Origin of the sequence: Agathobaculum desmolans ATCC 43058 (assembly GCF_000701665.1) — a bacterium.
Classification (GTDB): Bacteria; Bacillota; Clostridia; order Oscillospirales; family Butyricicoccaceae; genus Agathobaculum; species Agathobaculum desmolans.
This window is the reverse complement of the sequence record NZ_JNJN01000031.1, coordinates 1-18,257: the sequence shown is the minus strand read 5'-3', so window position 1 is coordinate 18,257 and position 18,257 is coordinate 1. Positions and strand designations below refer to the sequence as shown.

Sequence of the window (18,257 nt, the reverse complement as noted above, 5' to 3'; positions counted from 1 at the left end):
TACTATGCAGAACAAACTGGATTTTTTGCTGGATCGCGTGCAGAAACAGAACCCGCAGGCGAATATCAAAAAGATCCGTGCGGCATACGAATGTGCGGCCAACGCGCACGAAGGGCAGAAGCGCCGCAACGGTGAGCCGTATATTATCCATCCGGTTTCTGTGGCGGAGATCGTGGTCGAGATGGGATTGGATACCGATTCGATCTGCGCTGCGCTGCTGCATGACTGCATCGAGGATACCGGTTTCGGATATAAGGAGATCGAAAATAAGTTCGGCACCCCGGTAGCCGAGCTGGTGGATGGCGTTACCCGATTGGGGATGCTGCGCTACTCCAAGGAGCAGGAGCAGTTTGAAGACTTGCGCAAGATGTTTATGGCGATGGCCAAAGATATCCGCGTGATCCTGATCAAGCTGGCGGACCGGCTGCATAACGCGCGCACCTTCCAGTATCTGCCCGAGCGCAAGCAGCGCGATAAGGCATTGGAAACCATGGAGATCTACGCGCCGATCGCACACCGTTTGGGCATGAGCCGGATCAAGTGGGAGCTGGAGGATCTTTCGCTTAAGGTGCTCGACCCGATCGGCTACCACGAGATCGTGGAAGGGCTCAAGGCACAGAGCGAGCAGCATGAGGAATTTCTCAAGGGCATTCAGGACCGTATCGGCGAAAAGCTGAAGGAGGCGCATATCGCCAATACGATCTCGGCGCGGGTAAAGCATATTTACTCGATTTATCGTAAAATGTATGCCCAGCACAAAACGATCGACGAAATCTACGATATCTGTGCGGTGCGTGTTATCGTGGATACCGTGGCGGACTGCTACAATGTGCTCGGCTATGTGCATGATCTGTATAAGCCGATCCCCGGACGGTTTAAGGATTATATTTCCACGCCCAAGCCCAACGGATACCAGTCGCTGCATACGACAGTCATCGGACGGGCAGGTATTCCATTTGAGATTCAGATCCGCACGACCGAGATGCACAAAATGGCGGAATACGGCGTTGCGGCGCACTGGAAATACAAGCAGGGGCTGGATAAGAAGGGAAATGAGGAAGCCTTTGCCTGGATCCGGCAGCTGCTCGAGGCGCAGCAGGATACCGAGGCGGAGGACTTCATCAAAAATATCAAGGTCGATCTGTTTGCAGATGAGGTGTTCGTGTTTACGCCCAAGGGCGATGTGGTGAATATGCCGGCCGGCGCAACGCCGATCGATCTGGCCTATGCGATCCACTCGGCTGTGGGCAACCGCATGACGGGCGCTAAGATTAACGGACGCATCGCACCGATCGACAGCCAACTCAAAAACGGCGATATCGTGGAGATCCTGACCTCTAAGGAGGCGCACGGCCCTTCCCGTGATTGGGTCAAGATCGTGAAAACGACCGAGGCACGCAACAAGATCAAGCAGTGGTTCAAGAAAGAGTGCCGGGAGGAGAACATCATCAACGGCCGGGAGGATCTGGACCGTGAGCTGCGCGCCAACCTGCTGTACAGCGGTTTTTACGACAATGAGGAAGTGCTCAAAAACACCCTGAACAAGTTTTCGTTCGGCACGGTGGATGAGCTGTATGCGGCGATCGGCTACGGCGGCATCACATTGACCAAGGTGATCAATAAGGTCAAGGATGATGTGGGAAAGCTGCGCCGCCAGCGCGAGCAGGCCGAGCATATCGAACACCCGCAGCCCGAACAGCCGAAGCGCCGCATGACCAAAAGCAGAACCGGCGTTGTGGTTGAGGGAATCGATAATTGTCTGGTCAAATTCGCGCGCTGCTGCACGCCGATTCCGGGTGATGAGATCGTGGGCTTTGTCACACGCGGTTACGGCGTTTCCATCCACCGGCGGGACTGTGTCAACGTGCACATGCACGAGGATCCCGACCGCTGGCTGCGCGCATGGTGGGATGAGGATCTTGCCGCGTCGGATCGCGGCAGCCGCTTCTCGACCGGGCTGCAGATTTCGACCCGCAGCCGCATTGGTGTGCTGAGTGATGTAACTGCTGTGCTGGCTGCGTGCAAGATCAATGTGCATGAGATATCGGCGCGTGATCTGAACGACGGTTTCGGTGTGATCAACGCGATGGTGGATGTGGCCAGCGTGCATCAGCTGGATAACCTGATCAGCCGGATGCGGTCGATCAAGGGCGTAGTAGATGTAACGCGCACGGTGGATACGAACTGAGCGCAGGCGGCAGAACGGATTGACGGGATTTACCGCGGGGGGATCCCGCAGAGATGGAGAATAATAAATGAGAGCATTGATCCAGCGCGTATCGCAGGCATCGGTCACGATCGACGGCGCGGTGCGGGGACAGATCGGGCAGGGCTTTTTGGTGCTGCTCGGCATTACAGATGGGGATACGGCGGAAGACGCGGTCTATCTGGCGGATAAGACGGTCAAAATGCGCGTGTTCACCGATGAGAATGATAAGATGAACCGGTCGCTTGCCGATGTGGGCGGCGGCATCTTGGTGGTATCGCAGTTTACCCTGTATGGGGACTGCAAAAAAGGCAACCGGCCGAGCTTTACCGCCGCTGCGCGGCCGGAAACGGCGATCCCGCTGTATGAGGCGTTTATCGCCCGCTGCCGGGAAAGCTGCTTGCCGGTTGAAACAGGCGAATTCGGTGCAGATATGAAGGTGGAGCTGCTCAACGACGGGCCGGTCACCTTGTGGATGGATACCGCGCAGATGCGGTCATAACGGAGGAATGAGTATGAAAATTATGCAGCTTTGCGTGGGCGCGGTTGCGACGAACTGCTATATCGTATATGACGAGGCGAGCCGCGAGGGCGCGGTGGTCGATCCCGGCGATAATGCCGCTTCGATCCTGCGCGCGGCCGCACAGGAAAACCTGACGATCAAGTACGTGCTGCTCACACACGCACACTTCGATCATTTACTGGCGGCGCATGAGGTGCTGGAAAAGACCGGTGCGCAGTATGTGGTGCCGGAGGGCGACCTGTGGCTGCTCAAGCGGGAAAATATGGGCGAGTTTGAACCGATGGTGCGGGGGTATATCGAGGATACGCCGGATATCATTGCAAAGGAAGGTACGGAAGTCACCTTCGGCGGTATGACGGCGCATTACATGAACACGCCGGGGCACACGCCCGGCTCTTCGGTTATCCGCATCGGCGAGGTGCTGTTTACGGGCGATACCCTGTTCCGGCATGAATGCGGACGATGTGACTTTGAGGGCGGTGACTTCGGGCAGATGCTGCGTTCGCTCAAGCGCCTGCATGATCTGGAAGGGGATTATCAGGTGCTGCCGGGGCATGAAGGGCTGTCCACATTGAGCGAGGAGCGCCGCGCCAATCCGTATATGCTGCAGGCGGTCCGGCAATGATTTATACGCTGGAGGGACATTCGCTTAAGCATGCGGTGGAGGAGATGCTGTTCCATCTTCTCCCTACAGTTACGCTGACACAGGCGGATGCGGTGCAGGACGGAGCCTATTGCCGCAGCCGGCTGGAGGAACGGGACGGCATCGCGCAGGCGTGCGCTGTGGCCTGTATCGACGGCATGACGCGCGAAAGTGTGCGCAGCGCGTCAGTCGAAGGATTGCCGCCGCTCGAGCGCAAGCGTGTTGTGACCGAATTGGTTAAAACCACGGTGTACGAGGCGGTGGTGCCCGCCTTATCCCAGCCGCCGGTATGGGGCAGCCTGACCGGGGTGCGGCCGGCCAAGCTGGCGCGCGGGCTGATCGAACGCGGCATGAGCCGCGGCGAGGCGGCACAGCATCTGCGGGAGCATTTTCATGTAACGCCGGCGCGCACGGCGCTTACCATCCGCGCGGCAGCGACTGCAATGACGCTGGATCGTGCGATCGGTACGGAGGATATTTCTCTGTATGTGGGTATTCCGTTCTGTCCGTCGCGGTGCTACTACTGCTCGTTCGTTTCGGCTACTACGGCTCAGTCCGGTCATTTGATCGAGCCGTATCTTGATACGCTGTGCGGCGAGATCGCACAGACGGCTGCGCTGGTGCGTGCGGCGGGCAAGCGGGTGCAGAGTGTGTATATCGGCGGCGGTACGCCGACTACACTGGATGAGGCGCAGTTGACCCGTTTGCTGAAAACGTTGAAACAAAACTTTGATTTTTCCCATTTGCGTGAATATACTGTGGAAGCGGGACGGCCGGATACCATTACGCCGGGCAAGCTGCATGTGCTGCGCGCGGCGGGCGTCGGACGGGTGAGCATCAATCCGCAGTCGATGGATGATGCCGTACTGGCGGCGATCGGCCGGCGGCATACAGCGGCCGATGTGCTGCGCGCGTTTGATCAGGCACGGCAGGCAGGCTTTTCTGTGATCAATATGGATCTGATCGCCGGCCTGACCGGCGATACCCCGGAACGTTTTGCCCGCACGATCGACACGCTGCTCGGCCTGTCGCCGGAAAATATCACCGTGCATACGCTGGCGATCAAGCGCGGCGCCGACCTGACTGATAAGGCGGCGGCTGCGGCGCAGCGTGAAAGCGTTTCCCGTATGCTGGACGGTGCATCCGAGGCGCTGCAGGCGGCGGGCTATGGGCCGTATTATCTGTACCGGCAAAAATTTACTGCGGGCGGCTTTGAAAACGTTGGCTGGTGCCGGCCGGATACCGAGTGCTTTTACAATGTAACCATGATGGAAGAGCTGCAAACCATCCTGTCGCTCGGCGCGGGCGGCGTATCCAAACGGGTCGATCGGGATACCGGGTGGATCGAGCGGACGAACAATCCCAAGTATCCGCTGGAATATATCCGCGCCGCAGACCGGCTGGCAGAAGGCAAGCGCCGGCTGCTCTTCCCGAATCGGTAAGGAGGGAGACCGTTATGGCAGAATATACGCTGAAATATATCAATCACCGTGCCAAATATGATGCTGCGGATTTTATTGCCTCATGCGAGCAGCAGTATCGCGCACAGGTGGCGCAGGTGGCGGAGGAGATCGCGGCAAACAGTGCAAGCAAGCCGATCGTGCTGGTCAATGGGCCGTCCTCCTCGGGCAAAACCACGACCAACGACCGCATCGCACGTGCACTGGCGGGACACGGCATCCACGCGGAAATGATTTCGATGGATGACTATTACCGCACGATCGGCACGTATGACGTACCGGAGGATCCGGAAAACGGCGTGCCCGATCTGGAAAGCCCGGTGTGTATGGATCTGCCGCTGCTCAGCCAGCATTTGACCCAGCTGGTTGCGGGGGAGGAGATCGTGCTGCCGCGGTTTGATTTTGAAACCCGCACCGCCTGTCCGGGCGACCGGGCGCTGCGTCTGGATCCGGATGAGGTGGTGCTGATCGAGGGCATCCATTCGTTCAATCCGGTCATTATGGGCGATCTGGCACATGCCGCAACCGGCGTGTATCTGTCGGTCGCCAGCGCGGTTGTGACCGGGGAGGGAGCACGGATCGAACCGTATATGCTGCGCTTTTTGCGCCGCGCTATGCGTGACAGCCTGTTCCGCAACTCGCCGGTGGAGGAAACACTGCACCAGTGGAATTCTGTGCGGCGGGGGGAGCGGCTGTATATCTCGCCGTTCCGGGGGCAGGCTAATCTGACGGTGGATACCTTCCTGCCGTATGAGCTGTGTATCCTGATGCAGCATCTCGAACCGCAGCTCCGCCTGCACGGGGATGCGCTCGCTCCGGCTGATCTGGCGCCGTTGGCGGCTGCGCTCGGCAGCGTTGCGCCGATCGATTATGCGGATTTGATCCCAACGGATTCCGTTTTGCATGAGTTTATCGGCTGATGCGGCGGAAATATTGCATTTGCACGGCAGGTGAAGTATAATAAACCCAATATGGCGATGGCAGATCGCTGCGGAAGGAGCAATGGACGATGGATGCAAAGATGCAGTCGTTTCTGGATAAGATCAAGGTAATGGCAGATAAGACGGGCGCGGCCGCCGTCCGCGCAGCGGATGCCGCCGGTAAAAAGGCGACCGAGCTGGCGAGTGCGACCCGGATCAATCTTCAGATTTTCGACCTGAATACCGAGTGCGAGGTGCTGTATAAGGAGATCGGCAAGCTGGTGTATGATCTTCACCGTGGAATGGAAGTCTCCAGCGAGGAGATGGACGAAAAAATCGCCGCGGTCGATGCCAAACAGGAACGGGTAGCTGCGCTGCGTGAGGAACTCTCCGGGATGCGTGCGGTTGTCGTTTGCCCGCACTGCGGCAAACCGTGCAGCCGTGAGGATGCGTTCTGCTCCTCCTGCGGCGGTGCGCTGTGAGCGCATATTTCCAGGCGCCCGGCCATACGGTAAACAAATGAAATGGAAGGGCGTGTAGCGTTTGCAGCGAAAAAAACAGAATTTTATACAAGGCGCATTTATTTTGATGGCGGCGAGCCTGATCGTCAAAGTGATCGGTGCGTTTTTTCAGATCCCTCTGCAAAACCTGATCGGCGGGGAGGATTCTCCGGCTTCCGGTCTGTTCAGTGCGGCGTATCGCATTTACACAGCGATGCTGGTGATTTCCACGGTTGGCCTGCCGGCAGCGCTTTCCAAAATGGTGGCTGAGGCAACTGCCTGCGGACGGGAACACGAGGTACATCGGATCGTGCGCGTGGCGGCGGGCATTTTTGTGCCGGTCGGTGCGGTGGGCACGCTGGCGCTGTTGTTTGGTGCAGATACCTTTGCGGGATGGATCAAAGCGCCGGACGCACGTCTGGCGGTTATGGCGGTGGCACCGAGCGTACTGATGGTATCCATTCTCGCGGTGTTCCGCGGATATTATCAGGGTCGGTCGAATATGGTGCCAACTGCGGTTTCGCAGGTGATCGAAGCGCTCGGCAAGCTGGTTGTCGGTTTAGGACTGGCGTATTACGCCATGCGGCAGGGCATGAGTGCGGCGGCGGTCGCAGCGCTGACAGTACTCGGCGTTACACTGGGAGAAGTGGCGGCAGCCGGGTATATGCTGCTGCAGGCTGCGGTGGCGCGGCGGCAGGCCGAACCGGTACATGTGCTGAATGATGCGATGCGTCCGGTGGGTGAGCTTGCCAAAACGCTGCTGTCGCTGTCGATTCCCATCACGATCAGCTCGGCGGTGATGAGTCTGACCGATCTGATCGACGTAGCGCTGATCTCCACCCGGCTGCAAAGCCCTGCGGTGGGGATGGATGCGGTGGAAGCAATGGCAACCTATGGCATTTACACCAATATGGCCATTAACTTTTTTAATCTTCCGCAGACCCTGATCACGGCGCTTGCGGTCAGCGTGCTGCCGACCATTGCCAGTGCGCGGGCAGCGCAGAATTTTACCAAGGTATCCCATACTGTGGCAACAACGCTGCGGATGACGCTGATGATCACCCTGCCCGCCGGGGCGGGTTTTCTGCTGTTATCCGGGCCGATCCTGCGGATGTTCTATTCGGAAGGCACTGTGCTCGGCGGGCAGCTGATGGGTCTGCTGGGACTGGCAGTGCCGGCGGTTGCGCTGGTTGCCGTGAGCAATGCAGTGTTGCAGGCGTTTGGGCGGATCGACCTGCCGCTGATTTCGATGTTTCTCGGCGCGCTGGTCAAAATATTCGGGGATTATTATCTGATCGGTGATCCGGCAGTGCAGATCGCAGGGGCGCCGCTGAGCACCGCGGCATGCTACTGGTTGATCGCGCTGCTCAACCTGTTCCACATTGCGCGGCTGTCACATGCGCTGCCGCCCATCGGACGAACGGTGGGACGCCCACTGGCTGCCACGGCAGGCATGGGGGCGGCTGTGTATATCTGCTCTTTTGCCGCATCGCATCTGCTGGATGCAGCCCCCGGCACAATAGTGGATAAATTGGTCACGTTGGTGACGATTTTGATCGCGGCGGCGGTGTACGGCGGTTTGCTGCTGGCGCTGCATGCAGTCGAGCGGGAGGATGTGCTCCTTTTGCCGAAAGGTGAGAAAATCGCCGATCTTTTACATTTGAAATGAGCAGGAAGTGCAATTATGGTAGATTTTCAGCAAAAAGAAACATATGATTTTAACGATCTGCTGCGGATCATGGAGATCCTGCGTGCGCCGGACGGCTGTATGTGGGACCGGGAACAGGATCATCAGTCCATCCGCCGCAATTTTATCGAGGAGACCTATGAGGTCTGCGAGGCGATCGACGAGGAGGACACAGAGCACCTGAAGGAAGAACTGGGCGACGTGCTGCTGCAGGTTGTGTTCCATACCCAGATGGAGAAGGAAAAGGGTGTGTTTGATATCGGTGATGTGGCGGACGGGATCTGCAAAAAGCTGATCTTCCGGCATCCGCATATTTTCGGCTCGGTCGAGGTCAGCTCATCGGAGGAAATCCTGCGCAACTGGGATGAATTGAAGCGCAAGGAAAAGCATCAGGAAACCGATACGGCTGCACTGCAAAGCGTGGCAAAAAGCCTGCCCGGTCTGATCCGGGCGGAAAAACTGCAAAAAAAGGCGGCTAAGGTCGGATTTGACTGGGACCGGGCAGAGGATGCGCTGGATAAGGTTGCAGAAGAACTGGATGAGGTGCGCCGCGCCATGCAGGGGGACGGAGATCCGGAGGAGGAGCTGGGCGACCTGCTGTTCGCTGCGGTCAACGTATCGCGCCATTTGAAGATCGACGCAGAGCGCGCGATGGAAAAGGCGTGCAACAAGTTTACCGACCGTTTTGCGCAGATGGATCAGATGGCGCGCGAGATGCAGAAAAACCTGTCCGACCTGTCGCTGGAAGAGATGGATGCGCTTTGGGAAAAGGCAAAGAGCTGGTAAAACGGAGGGATACAGATGAAAAAAAGTGAATTCATTACACAGGTTGCGAACAGGACAGGATTGAGTAAAAAAGAGACGGAACAGACAGTGGATATGGTTTTCGCCGTCATTTCGGATGCGCTGGCCGCAGGAGACAAGCTGCAGTTCAGCGGCTTCGGTACGTTTGAAACCAGATCCCGCGCGGCACGCACCGGGCATAACCCATCCACGGGCGAGGCGATCGAGATCGCGGCTTCGGTTCTGCCGGCATTCCGTCCGGGCAAGACACTGAAAGATCGGGTGAACGGCAAGTAAATGCGGCTGGATAAATATTTGAAGGTTTCGCGCCTGATCAAGCGGCGCACAGTGGCAAATGACGCTTGCGATGCGGCGCGCATCACGGTAAACGGCAAACCGGCCAAGGCCTCTTATCAGGTCAAGCTGGGGGATGTGATCGAGATCGCGTTTGGTCAGCGCACGGTGCGGGTGGAAGTAACAGCAATCGCAGAGCATGCGCTCAAGGCGGATGCCGCAGCAATGTACAAAGAAATTTGAGCAGGCTTTGACATGGAAAGCTTGTCGGCGCCGGAAGGATTTCCTTCCGGCGTATTTTTGTATGGAAACGGCAGCATACCGTTATGCGGCCTGACATAGGATAGGATGAGCAGGATATGTCAGGCAAGGAGGGATCGGTATGGCATCCGAGGAGAAGAACAGGGAAATGCCGCATACGGTGATTTTGGAGGGCAGGGAAAAGCTGTCTGTTTCCGGGGTGACCGATGTGCAGAGCTTTGACGAGGAGCAGGTGCTGCTGGAGACCGTGCGCGGGATGCTGGTCATCCGCGGGCAGGGGCTGCATGTGGAGCGGCTGCAGCTTGAGGCGGGAGAGCTGCTGGTGGAGGGAGAGATTGGGCTGTTGGAGTATGACGACAGTGCTGCCCCGCGCGGCAGTCTGCTGAACCGCCTGTTCGGCAGGTGAGTGTTTATGGAGCCGTTTACCAATCAGGAGCAGTTGCTGCTGCTGCTGCGCTGCGTGCTGCTGGGAACAGGCGCCGGGCTGCTGTATGATGTGCTGCGCACGGTGCGCTATCACTTTGGCTGCGGACCCGGCGCAACAGCGGTGCTGGATGCGCTGTTCTGGGGGCTGCTGCTTTGCGGTCTGTTTGAATTTCATCTGCTGTTCGCTGCCGGACAGAACCGCTTTTTCGCACCGGTGGGAATGGCAGGAGGGTGCGTCTTGTATTTGCTGACGCTCAGCGGAGCGGTGCGGGCGGCGCTGGATCTGATGATCGGCACTATTTTGCAGTGTGTTTGTGCTGTCGGCGCGGCAGCACAGCAGCTGTATGATCGAACCGGACTGTCCCGCCTGCCGGAGAAAATCCGCATTTTTACAAAAAAGTTTGCAAAATCCTCTTCCATTTTTCGAAGGAAAGGTATAAAATAAAAACTATATCAGTCGGTGCGGGCAAAAGCGCAGAAGGTGGTCAAAATGTCAAAGCGGAAAATGCCGGTATGGTTCAAAATTGTGATGCTGGTGTTCCTGCTTGGTGCGGCAGTTAAGATCATCAGTCTGCATGCGCAGATCGCGGATAAAAAAGCGGAGTTGGAGTCCCTTACCCTGCGGGTGCAGGAGTATGAGGCGGCCAATGCCGCCCTGCAGGAGGAGATGCAAAATGGCATTTCTGAAGAGGATATCAGCGAGCTGGCCCGTTCGGAGCTGAGCTACGCAGAACCCGGGGAACGTGTATTTGTAGATACATCTGCCCGGTAAAAGGGAAAAGATTGACGGAGGGCAAAACAGCTTATATGGATTTGGCAGTGGGATCGATCGTAGAGGGCAAGGTAACCGGTATTACCAAGTTCGGCGCCTTTGTTGCGCTGCCCGAGGGGAAATCGGGTATGGTGCATATTTCTGAAGTTGCGGCAAGCTTTGTCAGCGATATCAAGGACTTCTTGCAGGAAGGGCAGCAGGTCAAGGTCAAGATCATCAATATTGATCAGGCGGGCCGTATTAACCTGTCCATTAAAAAGGCGCAGCCACAGGAGCCGCGTCAGGAACGGCCGGGCGGGTTTGCGCCCCGTCAGCCGCGTTTCCAGCAGCGCTCGGCTGCACCGCGGGGACGTGCGCCGCAGCCGCCGCGCGATCCGGCGACCATGAGCTTTGAGGATAAACTGAAGGCGTTTATGTCGGACAGTGAGAGCCGTCAGGCAGATGTGCGCCATGCGACCGACCGCAAAAACGGTTCGCGCCGCCGCAGATAATACCAAAACCGGGGGCGACCTCGGTTTTCTTTTTTCGGTTTGGTATGCCAACGGCTGCAGTGAAGCGGGTATAAGGGCAAAAAAACGCGCCCTTTCCGCAGAAAGAGCGCCAAAAGTAGGATTGTGGGGATAAAGATATGAACGGTGCATGGCAGTTCTTTCAACTGCCATATTCAATATACCATATATTACCATATCTGTCAACTGTTTTTTTATGAGGTTTTGCATGAATCAAATTTTGATCAAAAATGTTACCGTTTGGACGATGGATGCACAGGATCGCCGCTTTACCGGCTGGGTGCTGCTCGAGCAGGGGCGGATCGCCCGCATGGGCGAAGGGGAGCCGCCGGATTGTGCAGAGGTGCTGGATGGCGCAGGCGGTATCCTGACCCCCGGACTGATCGACATTCATTCCCATCTGGGTTTATATGAAGATGGCTTGGGCTTTGAGGGCGCGGACGGCAATGAGGACACCGATCCGGTTACGCCGCAGCTGCGCGTGATCGACGGGATCAATCCGTTTGACCGCAGCTTCCGCGAGGCCGTCGAAGCAGGGGTGACGGCAACGGCGGTCAGCCCGGGCAGCGCCAACCCAATCGGCGGCCAGATCGCGCTGATCAAAACCGCAGGACGGCGGGTGGATGATATGATCGTCCGGGCGCCGTTGGCGGTCAAGTTTGCGCTGGGCGAAAATCCAAAATCGGTTTATCACGATAAGGATGAAAGCCCGGTCACCCGGATGGCAACGGCGGCGCTGATCCGTGAGCAGCTTTATAAAGCGCAGGAATATTTGGCGCGCAAGGAGCGTGCCGCGCACGATCCGGATGAGGATGCGCCCGATCACGACAGCAAGCTGGAGGCTTTGGTGCCGCTGCTGCGCGGCGAGGTACAGGCACATTTTCATGCGCATCGTGCAGATGATATTTTTACGGCGCTGCGTATTGCAAATGAGTTTCATCTGCATGCCGTCATCATTCACGGCACAGAGGCACATCTGGTTGCTGATCTGCTGGCGGAAGAAGGGGTGCCGGTCGTCAGCGGGCCGTATATGACCGACCGTTCCAAACCCGAGATCCGCAACCTGACCGATGCCGCCCCCGGGCTGCTGTGCCGTGCGGGCATTCCGACGGCGGTTACGGTCGATCATCCGGAGATCCCGCTGCGGCTGCTGCCGATGGCGCTGATGCTGGCTGTGCGGGCCGGTATGGATCGCACGGATGCACTGCGGGCGGTCACATCCGTGCCGGCGGAGATTGCCGGTATGGCACACCGTATGGGCAGCCTGCAGCCGGGAATGGATGCAGACTGCGTGCTGTGGAGCGGTGATCCGCTGGATATTATGACAGAAGTGCAGGCCGTTTTTGTAAACGGCGTGCCGGAATACAGGAGGACAGTATGAGAACGATTGATGTTTCGGAAGTGACCGCGCTGGTGCGCCGTCTGTGCATAGATGCAAACTATTATCTGCCCGCGGATCTGCGGCAGGCGTTTGTGGAGGGACGTGAAGCGGAACAGTCGCCGCTCGGCAAGGAGATTTTCGGAGAGATGATCGCAAATTGCGATCTGGCACGGCAGAATGATGTGCCGGTCTGTCAGGATACGGGCATGGCGATCGTTTTTGCGGAGATCGGTCAGGAGGTACATCTGACCGGAGGCGTATTTGAAGATGCTGTGACCGAGGGTGTGCGCCGCGGTTATATCGACGGCTATCTGCGCTTGTCCGTGGTGGGTGATCCGCTGCGGCGGGAAAACACCAATGACAACACGCCGTGCGTGCTGTATACCTCACTGGTGCCGGGAGATCGGGTAAAGATTACGGTGGCGCCCAAGGGGTTCGGATCGGAGAATATGAGCGCGATGAAAATGTTCACGCCTGCCGCTACGCAGGAGCAAATCGTGGACTTTATCGCGGATGCGTGCATTCATGCGGGGTCGAACCCCTGTCCACCGGTTGTGATCGGCGTGGGGCTGGGCGGTACGTCGGATAAGGCGGCATATCTGGCCAAGCGTGCGCTGCTGCGCCCGGTGAATGAGAAAAACAGTGATCCGCTGTATGCGGCGATGGAGCAGGCGGTGCTCGATCGGGTCAATGCTTCGGGTGTGGGACCGCAGGGACTGGGCGGCACGGTCACTGCGCTGGCCTGCGCGATCGAACCGTTTGGTACGCATATCGCAGGGCTGCCCTGCGTAGTCAATATCTCTTGCCATGTGACCCGCCACGCCGAAGGAGAAATTTGATTTTCTGTTGGGAAAGCTGCTGAACAAATTGTGAACTTTGTTAAAATAGATTGGACAATTTGTACGAAAGCGTGTTATAATAAAGACAGCAAATCCTCAATGGTGCTCGCCTCCTCCGGCGAGAGGGGACGGGGCCGCAGTAAGTTGGGCATCCTGCCCGTTAGGAGATGATGTCATGAAGTTTACCATCGTCGAGAGAAAGATCAAAATTGACGACGATCTGCGTCAATATGCGCTGCGCAAGGTCGAAAAGCTGGATCGGTATTTCCACCAGGATTCGGATACCACGCTGACCTTCAGCGAGCTGCGCGGCAAGCAAACGGTGGAGGTCACCGTGCGCCAGACCGGTCTGGTCGTCCGTGCAGAGGAAACAACGACCGATATGTTTGCTTCGGTGGACGGTGCGGTCAGCAGCATCGAGCGTCAGATCCGCAAGCATAAGACACGTCTGGAAAAGCGTCTGCGCGAGGGTGCGTTTGATAAGATCGCCGAGCAGCAGGCGGCTCTGGCAGAGGATGATTTTGATGTGGTGCGCCGCAAGCGCTTTGAGGTCAAGCCGATGAGCGTGGACGAAGCGATCCTGCAAATGAATTTGCTGGATCATCAGTTCTATTTCTTCCGCAACGCAGATGCGGACAACATCCATGCGGTGGTGTACAAGCGTGCGGCAGGCGGTTATGGTCTGATCGAGGGTGAAGAATAAATCGGTCAATCGGAAAATCTGAGCAAAAGGCCGGCGGCTTGTGCCGCCGGCCTTGAGATTGCCGTAAACTGGCGCTTTGCCGAAAAAGCGCAGACGAATTGCTTCAAAACGGATGAAAAAGTTTCCGGATGGAAGTTTTTCTCACTCGCCGTATCAACAGATAATTGTTTGTACATTTATACTGTAACGGCTGCTTGATGCATCTTGCTGTGTATATGGCGGGATGCGGATAGATCAAGGGTCAGAAAAAGGACAGAAGGATAAATAGAGGGGGAACGGTATGAACCTTTGCGATATTGAAACCATCCGTGCCGTGTTGGGACGGCACGGTTTTCACTTTTCTAAGTCGCTCGGGCAAAATTTTTTGACCGATGCCAGTGTGCCGCGTCGTATTGCCGAGCAGAGCGGCGCGGCAGAAACAGGCTGTGTGGTCGAGGTCGGCCCGGGTATGGGCTGCCTGACAGACGAGCTGTGCCGCCGTGCGGCGCGCGTGGTCGCGGTGGAGCTGGACCGTGCCCTGCTGCCGGTGCTGGCGGAAACGCTTTCCGAGCATAACAATTACGAGATCGTGCAGGGCGATGTGCTTGCGCTTGATCTGGCGGCGCTGTGCCGTGAAAAATTCGGGGAGGAACGCGCGGTCGCCTGCGCCAACCTGCCGTATTATATCACCACACCGGCGATCACTGCGCTGCTGGAAAGCCGTGCTTTTACACGCATTACGGTGATGGTGCAGCGCGAGGTCGCGCAGCGTATCTGCGCACAGCCGGGCACAGCGGCCTATTCGGCGTTTACCATTTATGTGCAGTATCATGCGGCGGCGAAGATCCTGTTTGATGTGCCGGCGGATTGCTTTGTGCCGCGTCCCAAGGTGGATTCCGCAGTACTGCAGCTGACGCCGCTGGAACAGCCTGCGGTGCAGACCAAGGATGAAAAGCTGTTCTTTGCTCTGGTGCGCGCCGCCTTTAACATGCGGCGCAAAACGCTGGTCAATGCGCTGGGTCCGGTGCTCGGCAGTGAGATGGATAAGGAGGCGATCGCCGGGTTGGTATGCTCGGTAGGGCTGGATGCGCGGGTGCGCGGGGAACGGCTGAGCCTGATGGATTTTGCGCGTCTGGCAGATGCGGCGGCGGATCGCCTGAAAGGGGTATGACCAATGGCCAGCAGTCCTGCATTTGTACAATACGTCTGTGAGCAGCTGGCGCAGGCAGGAACAGTGGTGTGCCGGCCGATGTTTGGAGAATATGGCTTGTGGTGCGATGGGAAATTTTTTGCCACAATCGAGGAGGATATGCTCTGCCTAAAGATCACCCCGGTGGGGCGGGCACTGCTGCCCGCGGTGGAAATTGTGATGCCGCATGAAGGTGCACGCTTTTTGTATGTGGAGGATCTGGAGGATCGTGCATTTCTGGCGGAGCTGGTGCGGCAGACCTGTGCGGCGTTGCCTGCGCCGCGTCCGCGCAGAAAAAAGGGATCTGACTGAAGTCAGATCCCAAGAAACAGCAGAATACCGATCAGGAGCAGTTGTTCCCAATCGGTGCTGCCGTCCGATGTATCTTCGCTTCCGCTCAGCAGGAACCATACGATGGCAAGCACGAGAAGGGTATCCTGATCCAGATGGATGTTTTGCAGCCGTGCGGACAGGCCGTGCATCAATCCGGATGCAGGAGACGGATGGTCAGTTGCGTATGTGGTGCTGTCCGGTTCGGGAATATGGTGCGGGATCGGTTCGCTTTCGGCGGCTGCGGTCAAATAACGGTTGTACAATATGGAATCCTCTCCCTTTTTGTTCAGCGGCTTGATGTACCGGGATCGGGATGGTCTGCCGGGCCGGACAGCGGGGATTCCTGCCCGAATTGCCCAAGGGCGGCGCGAGCCATCCGCGCGATGCTGACCAGCCGCAGGGCATGGTCAAACTGGCCTGCAACCTCTTTGGTAACGAACGGCTTGAGCGCGCCCAGCAGGGCGCGTTTTTCCTGACGGACAGCGCTCTGCCCGCTTTGCACGATCGTGCCGATCACCGGCAAGGCGTGTTCCATCAGCTCGGCGGTGGGATCATAGCCGGGTGAGACGGACGGTTCGGCGCTATCTGCTCCGCCCAACATACCGGAAACCGCCTGCATGGCATTTTGCAGGGCGGCGGGGTCGCTGAGCAGAGAGGAAAGCATATCATTGTCCATGGAGCTGCCTCCTTACGGGTGGAAGATCTGTTTGAGCTTATCGGCCAGCCGCGCGCCCTCCTGTGTCTGCATGAGCTGCTGTGCCAGCCGTGCGGCTTCTCCCATGTCACCGCGCTGTGCGGCCTGCGCGGCGCGTTCCAGCACATCGGCGTGCCGGTCGGAGATCACCTGCGCGGCCTGCCTGCCGTCCGGTGTGTGCAGGGCGCGGCGCAGTGCTGCAACAGTTTCCGGATCGCCGGTGAGACGGCGGAACATTTCATTTTGATCAGACATGGTATCCATCCCTTTCCAAACATCATTTACTGCCAGTATATGCAGCGCGGAGAAAAAATGTGAAAACCGGTTTACAAGTGTGCCTGCACGGTGTAAAATACTGCTATTGCGGCGAAAGGGGCGGTAGGTGTGAAAATTTTGATCTTCTCGGATTCGCACGGCGGAACCGCGGGTATGATTGCAGCGATCGAGCGGGAAAAACCTGACAGGGTATTCCATTTAGGGGATTATGCCGGTGATGCGCGGGAGCTTGCGTACATTTATCCCTCGCTGCCGGTCTGCCGGGTACGCGGCAACAATGATTTTGATCCGGATGTGCCGTGGGAAACGGTCGTATCCATTGGGCAGACGCGTATTTTTTTAACGCATGGTCATCGGGAACGGGTCTATATGCTGTCCGGCGGTCTGGTGGCGCAGCGTGCCCGGGAGCAGGGCTGTGCACTTGCGTTTTACGGCCATACGCACCGCATGGAGCTGACGTGGGACAGCGGTGTGCTGGTGTGCAATCCGGGCAGTATCAGCCTGCCGCGCGGCGGGCCGGAAAGCTATGCGCGGCTGACGGTTGAGGACGGCTGCCCATGCGGGCTGGCGCTGCTGGATGAGGACGGCGGCCTGCTGCGGATGGAAAAAATCAAGGGGTAAGGGGAAAAAAGACATGCTGTTAGCCATTGACGTAGGGAATACCAATATGGTATTTGGATTATATGAAGGGGAAAAACTGCGCGGTTCTTTCCGTATTTCAACCAATGCCGAGCGCACTTCGGATGAGCTTGGTATGATGATATCGCAGTACTATCACTTCCACGGGATCGACCGGGCGGAGACGCATGCGGTTATCATTGCATCGGTCGTGCCGCCGGTGATGTATACGCTGATCAATGCGATCCGCAAATACCTGTGCGTAAAACCTGTGATCGCAGGGCGTGATGTGGATATCGGGATAGAGAACTGCTATGCCAACCCGCGCGAGGTGGGAATGGATCGGCTGGTCAACGCGGTATCTGCTGTGCGCAAATACGGCAAGCCGCTGGTGATCGTCGATATCGGTACGGCAACAACTTTCGATGCGATCGATGCGGACGGCGCCTATCAGGGCGGCGCGATCTTTCCCGGGTTGAAGGTCGCGATGGAGGCGCTGTTCCTGAAGACCTCCAAGCTGCCGCGGGTGGATATTGAGCGTCCGGAAAAGGCGATTGGCAAAACCACGGTGCAGTCCATGCAGTCGGGCGCGGTGCGCGGCTATGTGGGCGCATTGACCGGTATCATCACGGATATCCGTGCCGAGCTGGGGGAAAACACACGTGTGGTTGCTACCGGCGGCATGGGGCGCATGATGGCACGGTATTGCCCGCTGATCGACGAGGTCGATCCCAACCTGACGCTGGAGGGGCTGCGTCTGATTTATGAGAACAATTATGAGGCGTTTGAGGGGCGTATGCTGGACAGCGAAACCTGTTTGATCGAAGAAAATGAGAATGACGGCTGAGCCGGAAAACCCGATGTGCACGGGCAGTGTGCATCGGGTTTGCTGTGCCAATATAAAAAGTCAGGCATTGTGATATGATCCTCCTAAAGTAGACCATGGAAAAAACCAAAATCTACTTTAGGAGGATTTTTTATGGGCAAAATAAAATTCACTCCAGAGAAGAAAATAGAAATCATAGAAGCGTATAAGTCGGGTAAGGTTGCCTATTCTCAATTACAAGATGTTTATGGAATGAATCGTGACGAGATATATAGATGGATATCCAAGTACGAAGCGAACGGTATTGAAGCCTTTGTAAGTGGAAACAGAAGGTATTCCAAGGAATTTAAGATTCATTGCATTGAAGAGTATCTTAGCGGAATTGGCAGTGTGGATGATATCGTAGCCAAATACAATATTTCAAACAGAGGGGCG

The 18,257-nt window shown here is 57.2% G+C and carries 25 protein-coding genes; 22 read left to right on the top strand and 3 right to left on the bottom strand.

Annotation, left to right across the window (positions count from 1 at the left end; translation table 11 throughout):
* Nucleotides 1-4 precede the first annotated feature (4 nt).
* The 19 genes from T363_RS0108940 to T363_RS0108845 all read left to right on the top strand — a co-directional run bounded on the left by T363_RS0108940 (nucleotide 5) and on the right by T363_RS0108845 (nucleotide 15,387).
* Nucleotides 5-2,188: a RelA/SpoT family protein gene (locus T363_RS0108940; RefSeq protein WP_031475167.1), complete on the top strand. Its 2,184-nt coding sequence runs from the start codon at nucleotides 5-7 to the stop codon at nucleotides 2,186-2,188.
* A gap of 67 nt (nucleotides 2,189-2,255) precedes the next feature.
* Complete coding sequence (gene dtd, locus T363_RS0108935; RefSeq protein ID WP_031475166.1) at nucleotides 2,256-2,708, top strand: D-aminoacyl-tRNA deacylase; 453 nt, start codon at nucleotides 2,256-2,258, stop codon at nucleotides 2,706-2,708.
* 13 nt (nucleotides 2,709-2,721) lie between these two features.
* Complete coding sequence (locus tag T363_RS0108930) at nucleotides 2,722-3,354, top strand: MBL fold metallo-hydrolase (protein WP_051643191.1); 633 nt, start codon at nucleotides 2,722-2,724, stop codon at nucleotides 3,352-3,354.
* Entirely contained in the window at nucleotides 3,351-4,814 is a 1,464-nt protein-coding gene (gene hemZ, locus T363_RS0108925; RefSeq protein WP_031475164.1) for a coproporphyrinogen dehydrogenase HemZ, read from the top strand. The genes T363_RS0108930 and hemZ overlap by 4 nt, the downstream gene beginning before the upstream one ends.
* 14 nt (nucleotides 4,815-4,828) lie before the next feature.
* Nucleotides 4,829-5,752 (top strand): uridine kinase family protein, encoded by a 924-nt coding sequence (locus T363_RS14570; RefSeq protein ID WP_034972060.1) that lies wholly within the window; start codon nucleotides 4,829-4,831, stop codon nucleotides 5,750-5,752.
* A gap of 89 nt (nucleotides 5,753-5,841) precedes the next feature.
* Complete coding sequence (locus tag T363_RS14565; protein WP_034972058.1) at nucleotides 5,842-6,234, top strand: zinc ribbon domain-containing protein; 393 nt, start codon at nucleotides 5,842-5,844, stop codon at nucleotides 6,232-6,234.
* 61 nt (nucleotides 6,235-6,295) lie between these two features.
* Nucleotides 6,296-7,921, top strand: coding sequence for a putative polysaccharide biosynthesis protein (locus T363_RS0108910; RefSeq protein WP_031475162.1), 1,626 nt, complete (start codon nucleotides 6,296-6,298; stop codon nucleotides 7,919-7,921).
* Nucleotides 7,922-7,936: 15 nt separating this feature from the next.
* Nucleotides 7,937-8,725, top strand: a complete 789-nt coding sequence (gene mazG, locus T363_RS0108905) for a nucleoside triphosphate pyrophosphohydrolase (protein WP_031475161.1) — start codon at nucleotides 7,937-7,939, stop codon at nucleotides 8,723-8,725.
* Nucleotides 8,726-8,740: 15 nt separating this feature from the next.
* Nucleotides 8,741-9,019, top strand: coding sequence for an HU family DNA-binding protein (locus tag T363_RS15830; protein WP_031475160.1), 279 nt, complete (start codon nucleotides 8,741-8,743; stop codon nucleotides 9,017-9,019).
* Nucleotides 9,020-9,259, top strand: coding sequence for an RNA-binding S4 domain-containing protein (locus tag T363_RS0108895; protein ID WP_031475159.1), 240 nt, complete (start codon nucleotides 9,020-9,022; stop codon nucleotides 9,257-9,259). It begins immediately after the preceding gene.
* Nucleotides 9,260-9,398: 139 nt separating this feature from the next.
* The gene (gene yabP / locus T363_RS0108885; RefSeq protein WP_031475158.1) at nucleotides 9,399-9,683 is read left to right on the top strand and encodes a sporulation protein YabP; all 285 of its coding nucleotides are present in this window, start codon (nucleotides 9,399-9,401) and stop codon (nucleotides 9,681-9,683) included.
* 6 nt (nucleotides 9,684-9,689) lie between these two features.
* Nucleotides 9,690-10,148 (top strand): spore cortex biosynthesis protein YabQ, encoded by a 459-nt coding sequence (gene yabQ / locus T363_RS0108880; protein WP_031475157.1) that lies wholly within the window; start codon nucleotides 9,690-9,692, stop codon nucleotides 10,146-10,148.
* Between the two features lie 45 nt (nucleotides 10,149-10,193).
* Nucleotides 10,194-10,475, top strand: coding sequence for an FtsB family cell division protein (locus T363_RS0108875; protein ID WP_031475156.1), 282 nt, complete (start codon nucleotides 10,194-10,196; stop codon nucleotides 10,473-10,475).
* Nucleotides 10,476-10,486: 11 nt separating this feature from the next.
* Nucleotides 10,487-10,966, top strand: coding sequence for a S1 RNA-binding domain-containing protein (locus T363_RS0108870; RefSeq protein ID WP_407919073.1), 480 nt, complete (start codon nucleotides 10,487-10,489; stop codon nucleotides 10,964-10,966).
* A gap of 226 nt (nucleotides 10,967-11,192) precedes the next feature.
* Nucleotides 11,193-12,365, top strand: coding sequence for an amidohydrolase (locus T363_RS0108865; protein WP_031475154.1), 1,173 nt, complete (start codon nucleotides 11,193-11,195; stop codon nucleotides 12,363-12,365).
* Nucleotides 12,362-13,204 (top strand): fumarate hydratase, encoded by an 843-nt coding sequence (locus T363_RS0108860; protein ID WP_031475153.1) that lies wholly within the window; start codon nucleotides 12,362-12,364, stop codon nucleotides 13,202-13,204. Before T363_RS0108865 ends, T363_RS0108860 begins: the two co-directional genes overlap by 4 nt.
* A 175-nt stretch (nucleotides 13,205-13,379) precedes the next feature.
* Complete coding sequence (gene hpf, locus T363_RS0108855; RefSeq protein WP_031475152.1) at nucleotides 13,380-13,907, top strand: ribosome hibernation-promoting factor, HPF/YfiA family; 528 nt, start codon at nucleotides 13,380-13,382, stop codon at nucleotides 13,905-13,907.
* Nucleotides 13,908-14,187: 280 nt separating this feature from the next.
* Complete coding sequence (gene rsmA / locus T363_RS0108850; protein ID WP_031475151.1) at nucleotides 14,188-15,057, top strand: 16S rRNA (adenine(1518)-N(6)/adenine(1519)-N(6))-dimethyltransferase RsmA; 870 nt, start codon at nucleotides 14,188-14,190, stop codon at nucleotides 15,055-15,057.
* 3 nt (nucleotides 15,058-15,060) lie between these two features.
* The gene (locus T363_RS0108845) at nucleotides 15,061-15,387 is read left to right on the top strand and encodes a TfoX/Sxy family protein (RefSeq protein WP_031475150.1); all 327 of its coding nucleotides are present in this window, start codon (nucleotides 15,061-15,063) and stop codon (nucleotides 15,385-15,387) included.
* Between the two features lie 2 nt (nucleotides 15,388-15,389).
* Here T363_RS0108845 and T363_RS0108840 read toward each other — a convergent pair whose 3' ends face one another.
* From T363_RS0108840 to T363_RS0108830, 3 genes are read right to left on the bottom strand one after another with little or no spacing between them, the layout of a single operon-like run.
* Nucleotides 15,390-15,671, bottom strand: coding sequence for a hypothetical protein (locus T363_RS0108840; protein ID WP_031475149.1), 282 nt, complete (start codon nucleotides 15,669-15,671; stop codon nucleotides 15,390-15,392).
* A gap of 23 nt (nucleotides 15,672-15,694) precedes the next feature.
* Entirely contained in the window at nucleotides 15,695-16,084 is a 390-nt protein-coding gene (locus T363_RS0108835) for a hypothetical protein (RefSeq protein ID WP_031475148.1), read from the bottom strand.
* Nucleotides 16,085-16,096: 12 nt separating this feature from the next.
* On the bottom strand, nucleotides 16,097-16,357 hold the full coding sequence (locus T363_RS0108830; RefSeq protein WP_154658782.1) for a hypothetical protein: 261 nt from the start codon (nucleotides 16,355-16,357) through the stop codon (nucleotides 16,097-16,099).
* A 129-nt stretch (nucleotides 16,358-16,486) separates the two neighbouring features.
* Here T363_RS0108830 and T363_RS0108825 point away from each other — a divergent pair, with 129 nt between their 5' ends.
* The 3 genes from T363_RS0108825 to T363_RS0108815 all read left to right on the top strand — a co-directional run.
* A complete protein-coding gene (locus T363_RS0108825) occupies nucleotides 16,487-16,999 on the top strand; it encodes a YfcE family phosphodiesterase (RefSeq protein ID WP_051643190.1) in 513 nt (170 codons plus the stop codon).
* Between the two features lie 13 nt (nucleotides 17,000-17,012).
* Nucleotides 17,013-17,843 carry a type III pantothenate kinase gene (locus T363_RS0108820; RefSeq protein WP_031475145.1) on the top strand — a complete coding sequence of 277 codons (831 nt, stop codon included), beginning with the start codon at nucleotides 17,013-17,015 and terminating at the stop codon, nucleotides 17,841-17,843.
* A gap of 132 nt (nucleotides 17,844-17,975) precedes the next feature.
* A partial coding sequence (locus tag T363_RS0108815; protein WP_031475144.1) for a helix-turn-helix domain-containing protein occupies nucleotides 17,976-18,257 on the top strand: 282 nt, incomplete at its 3' end.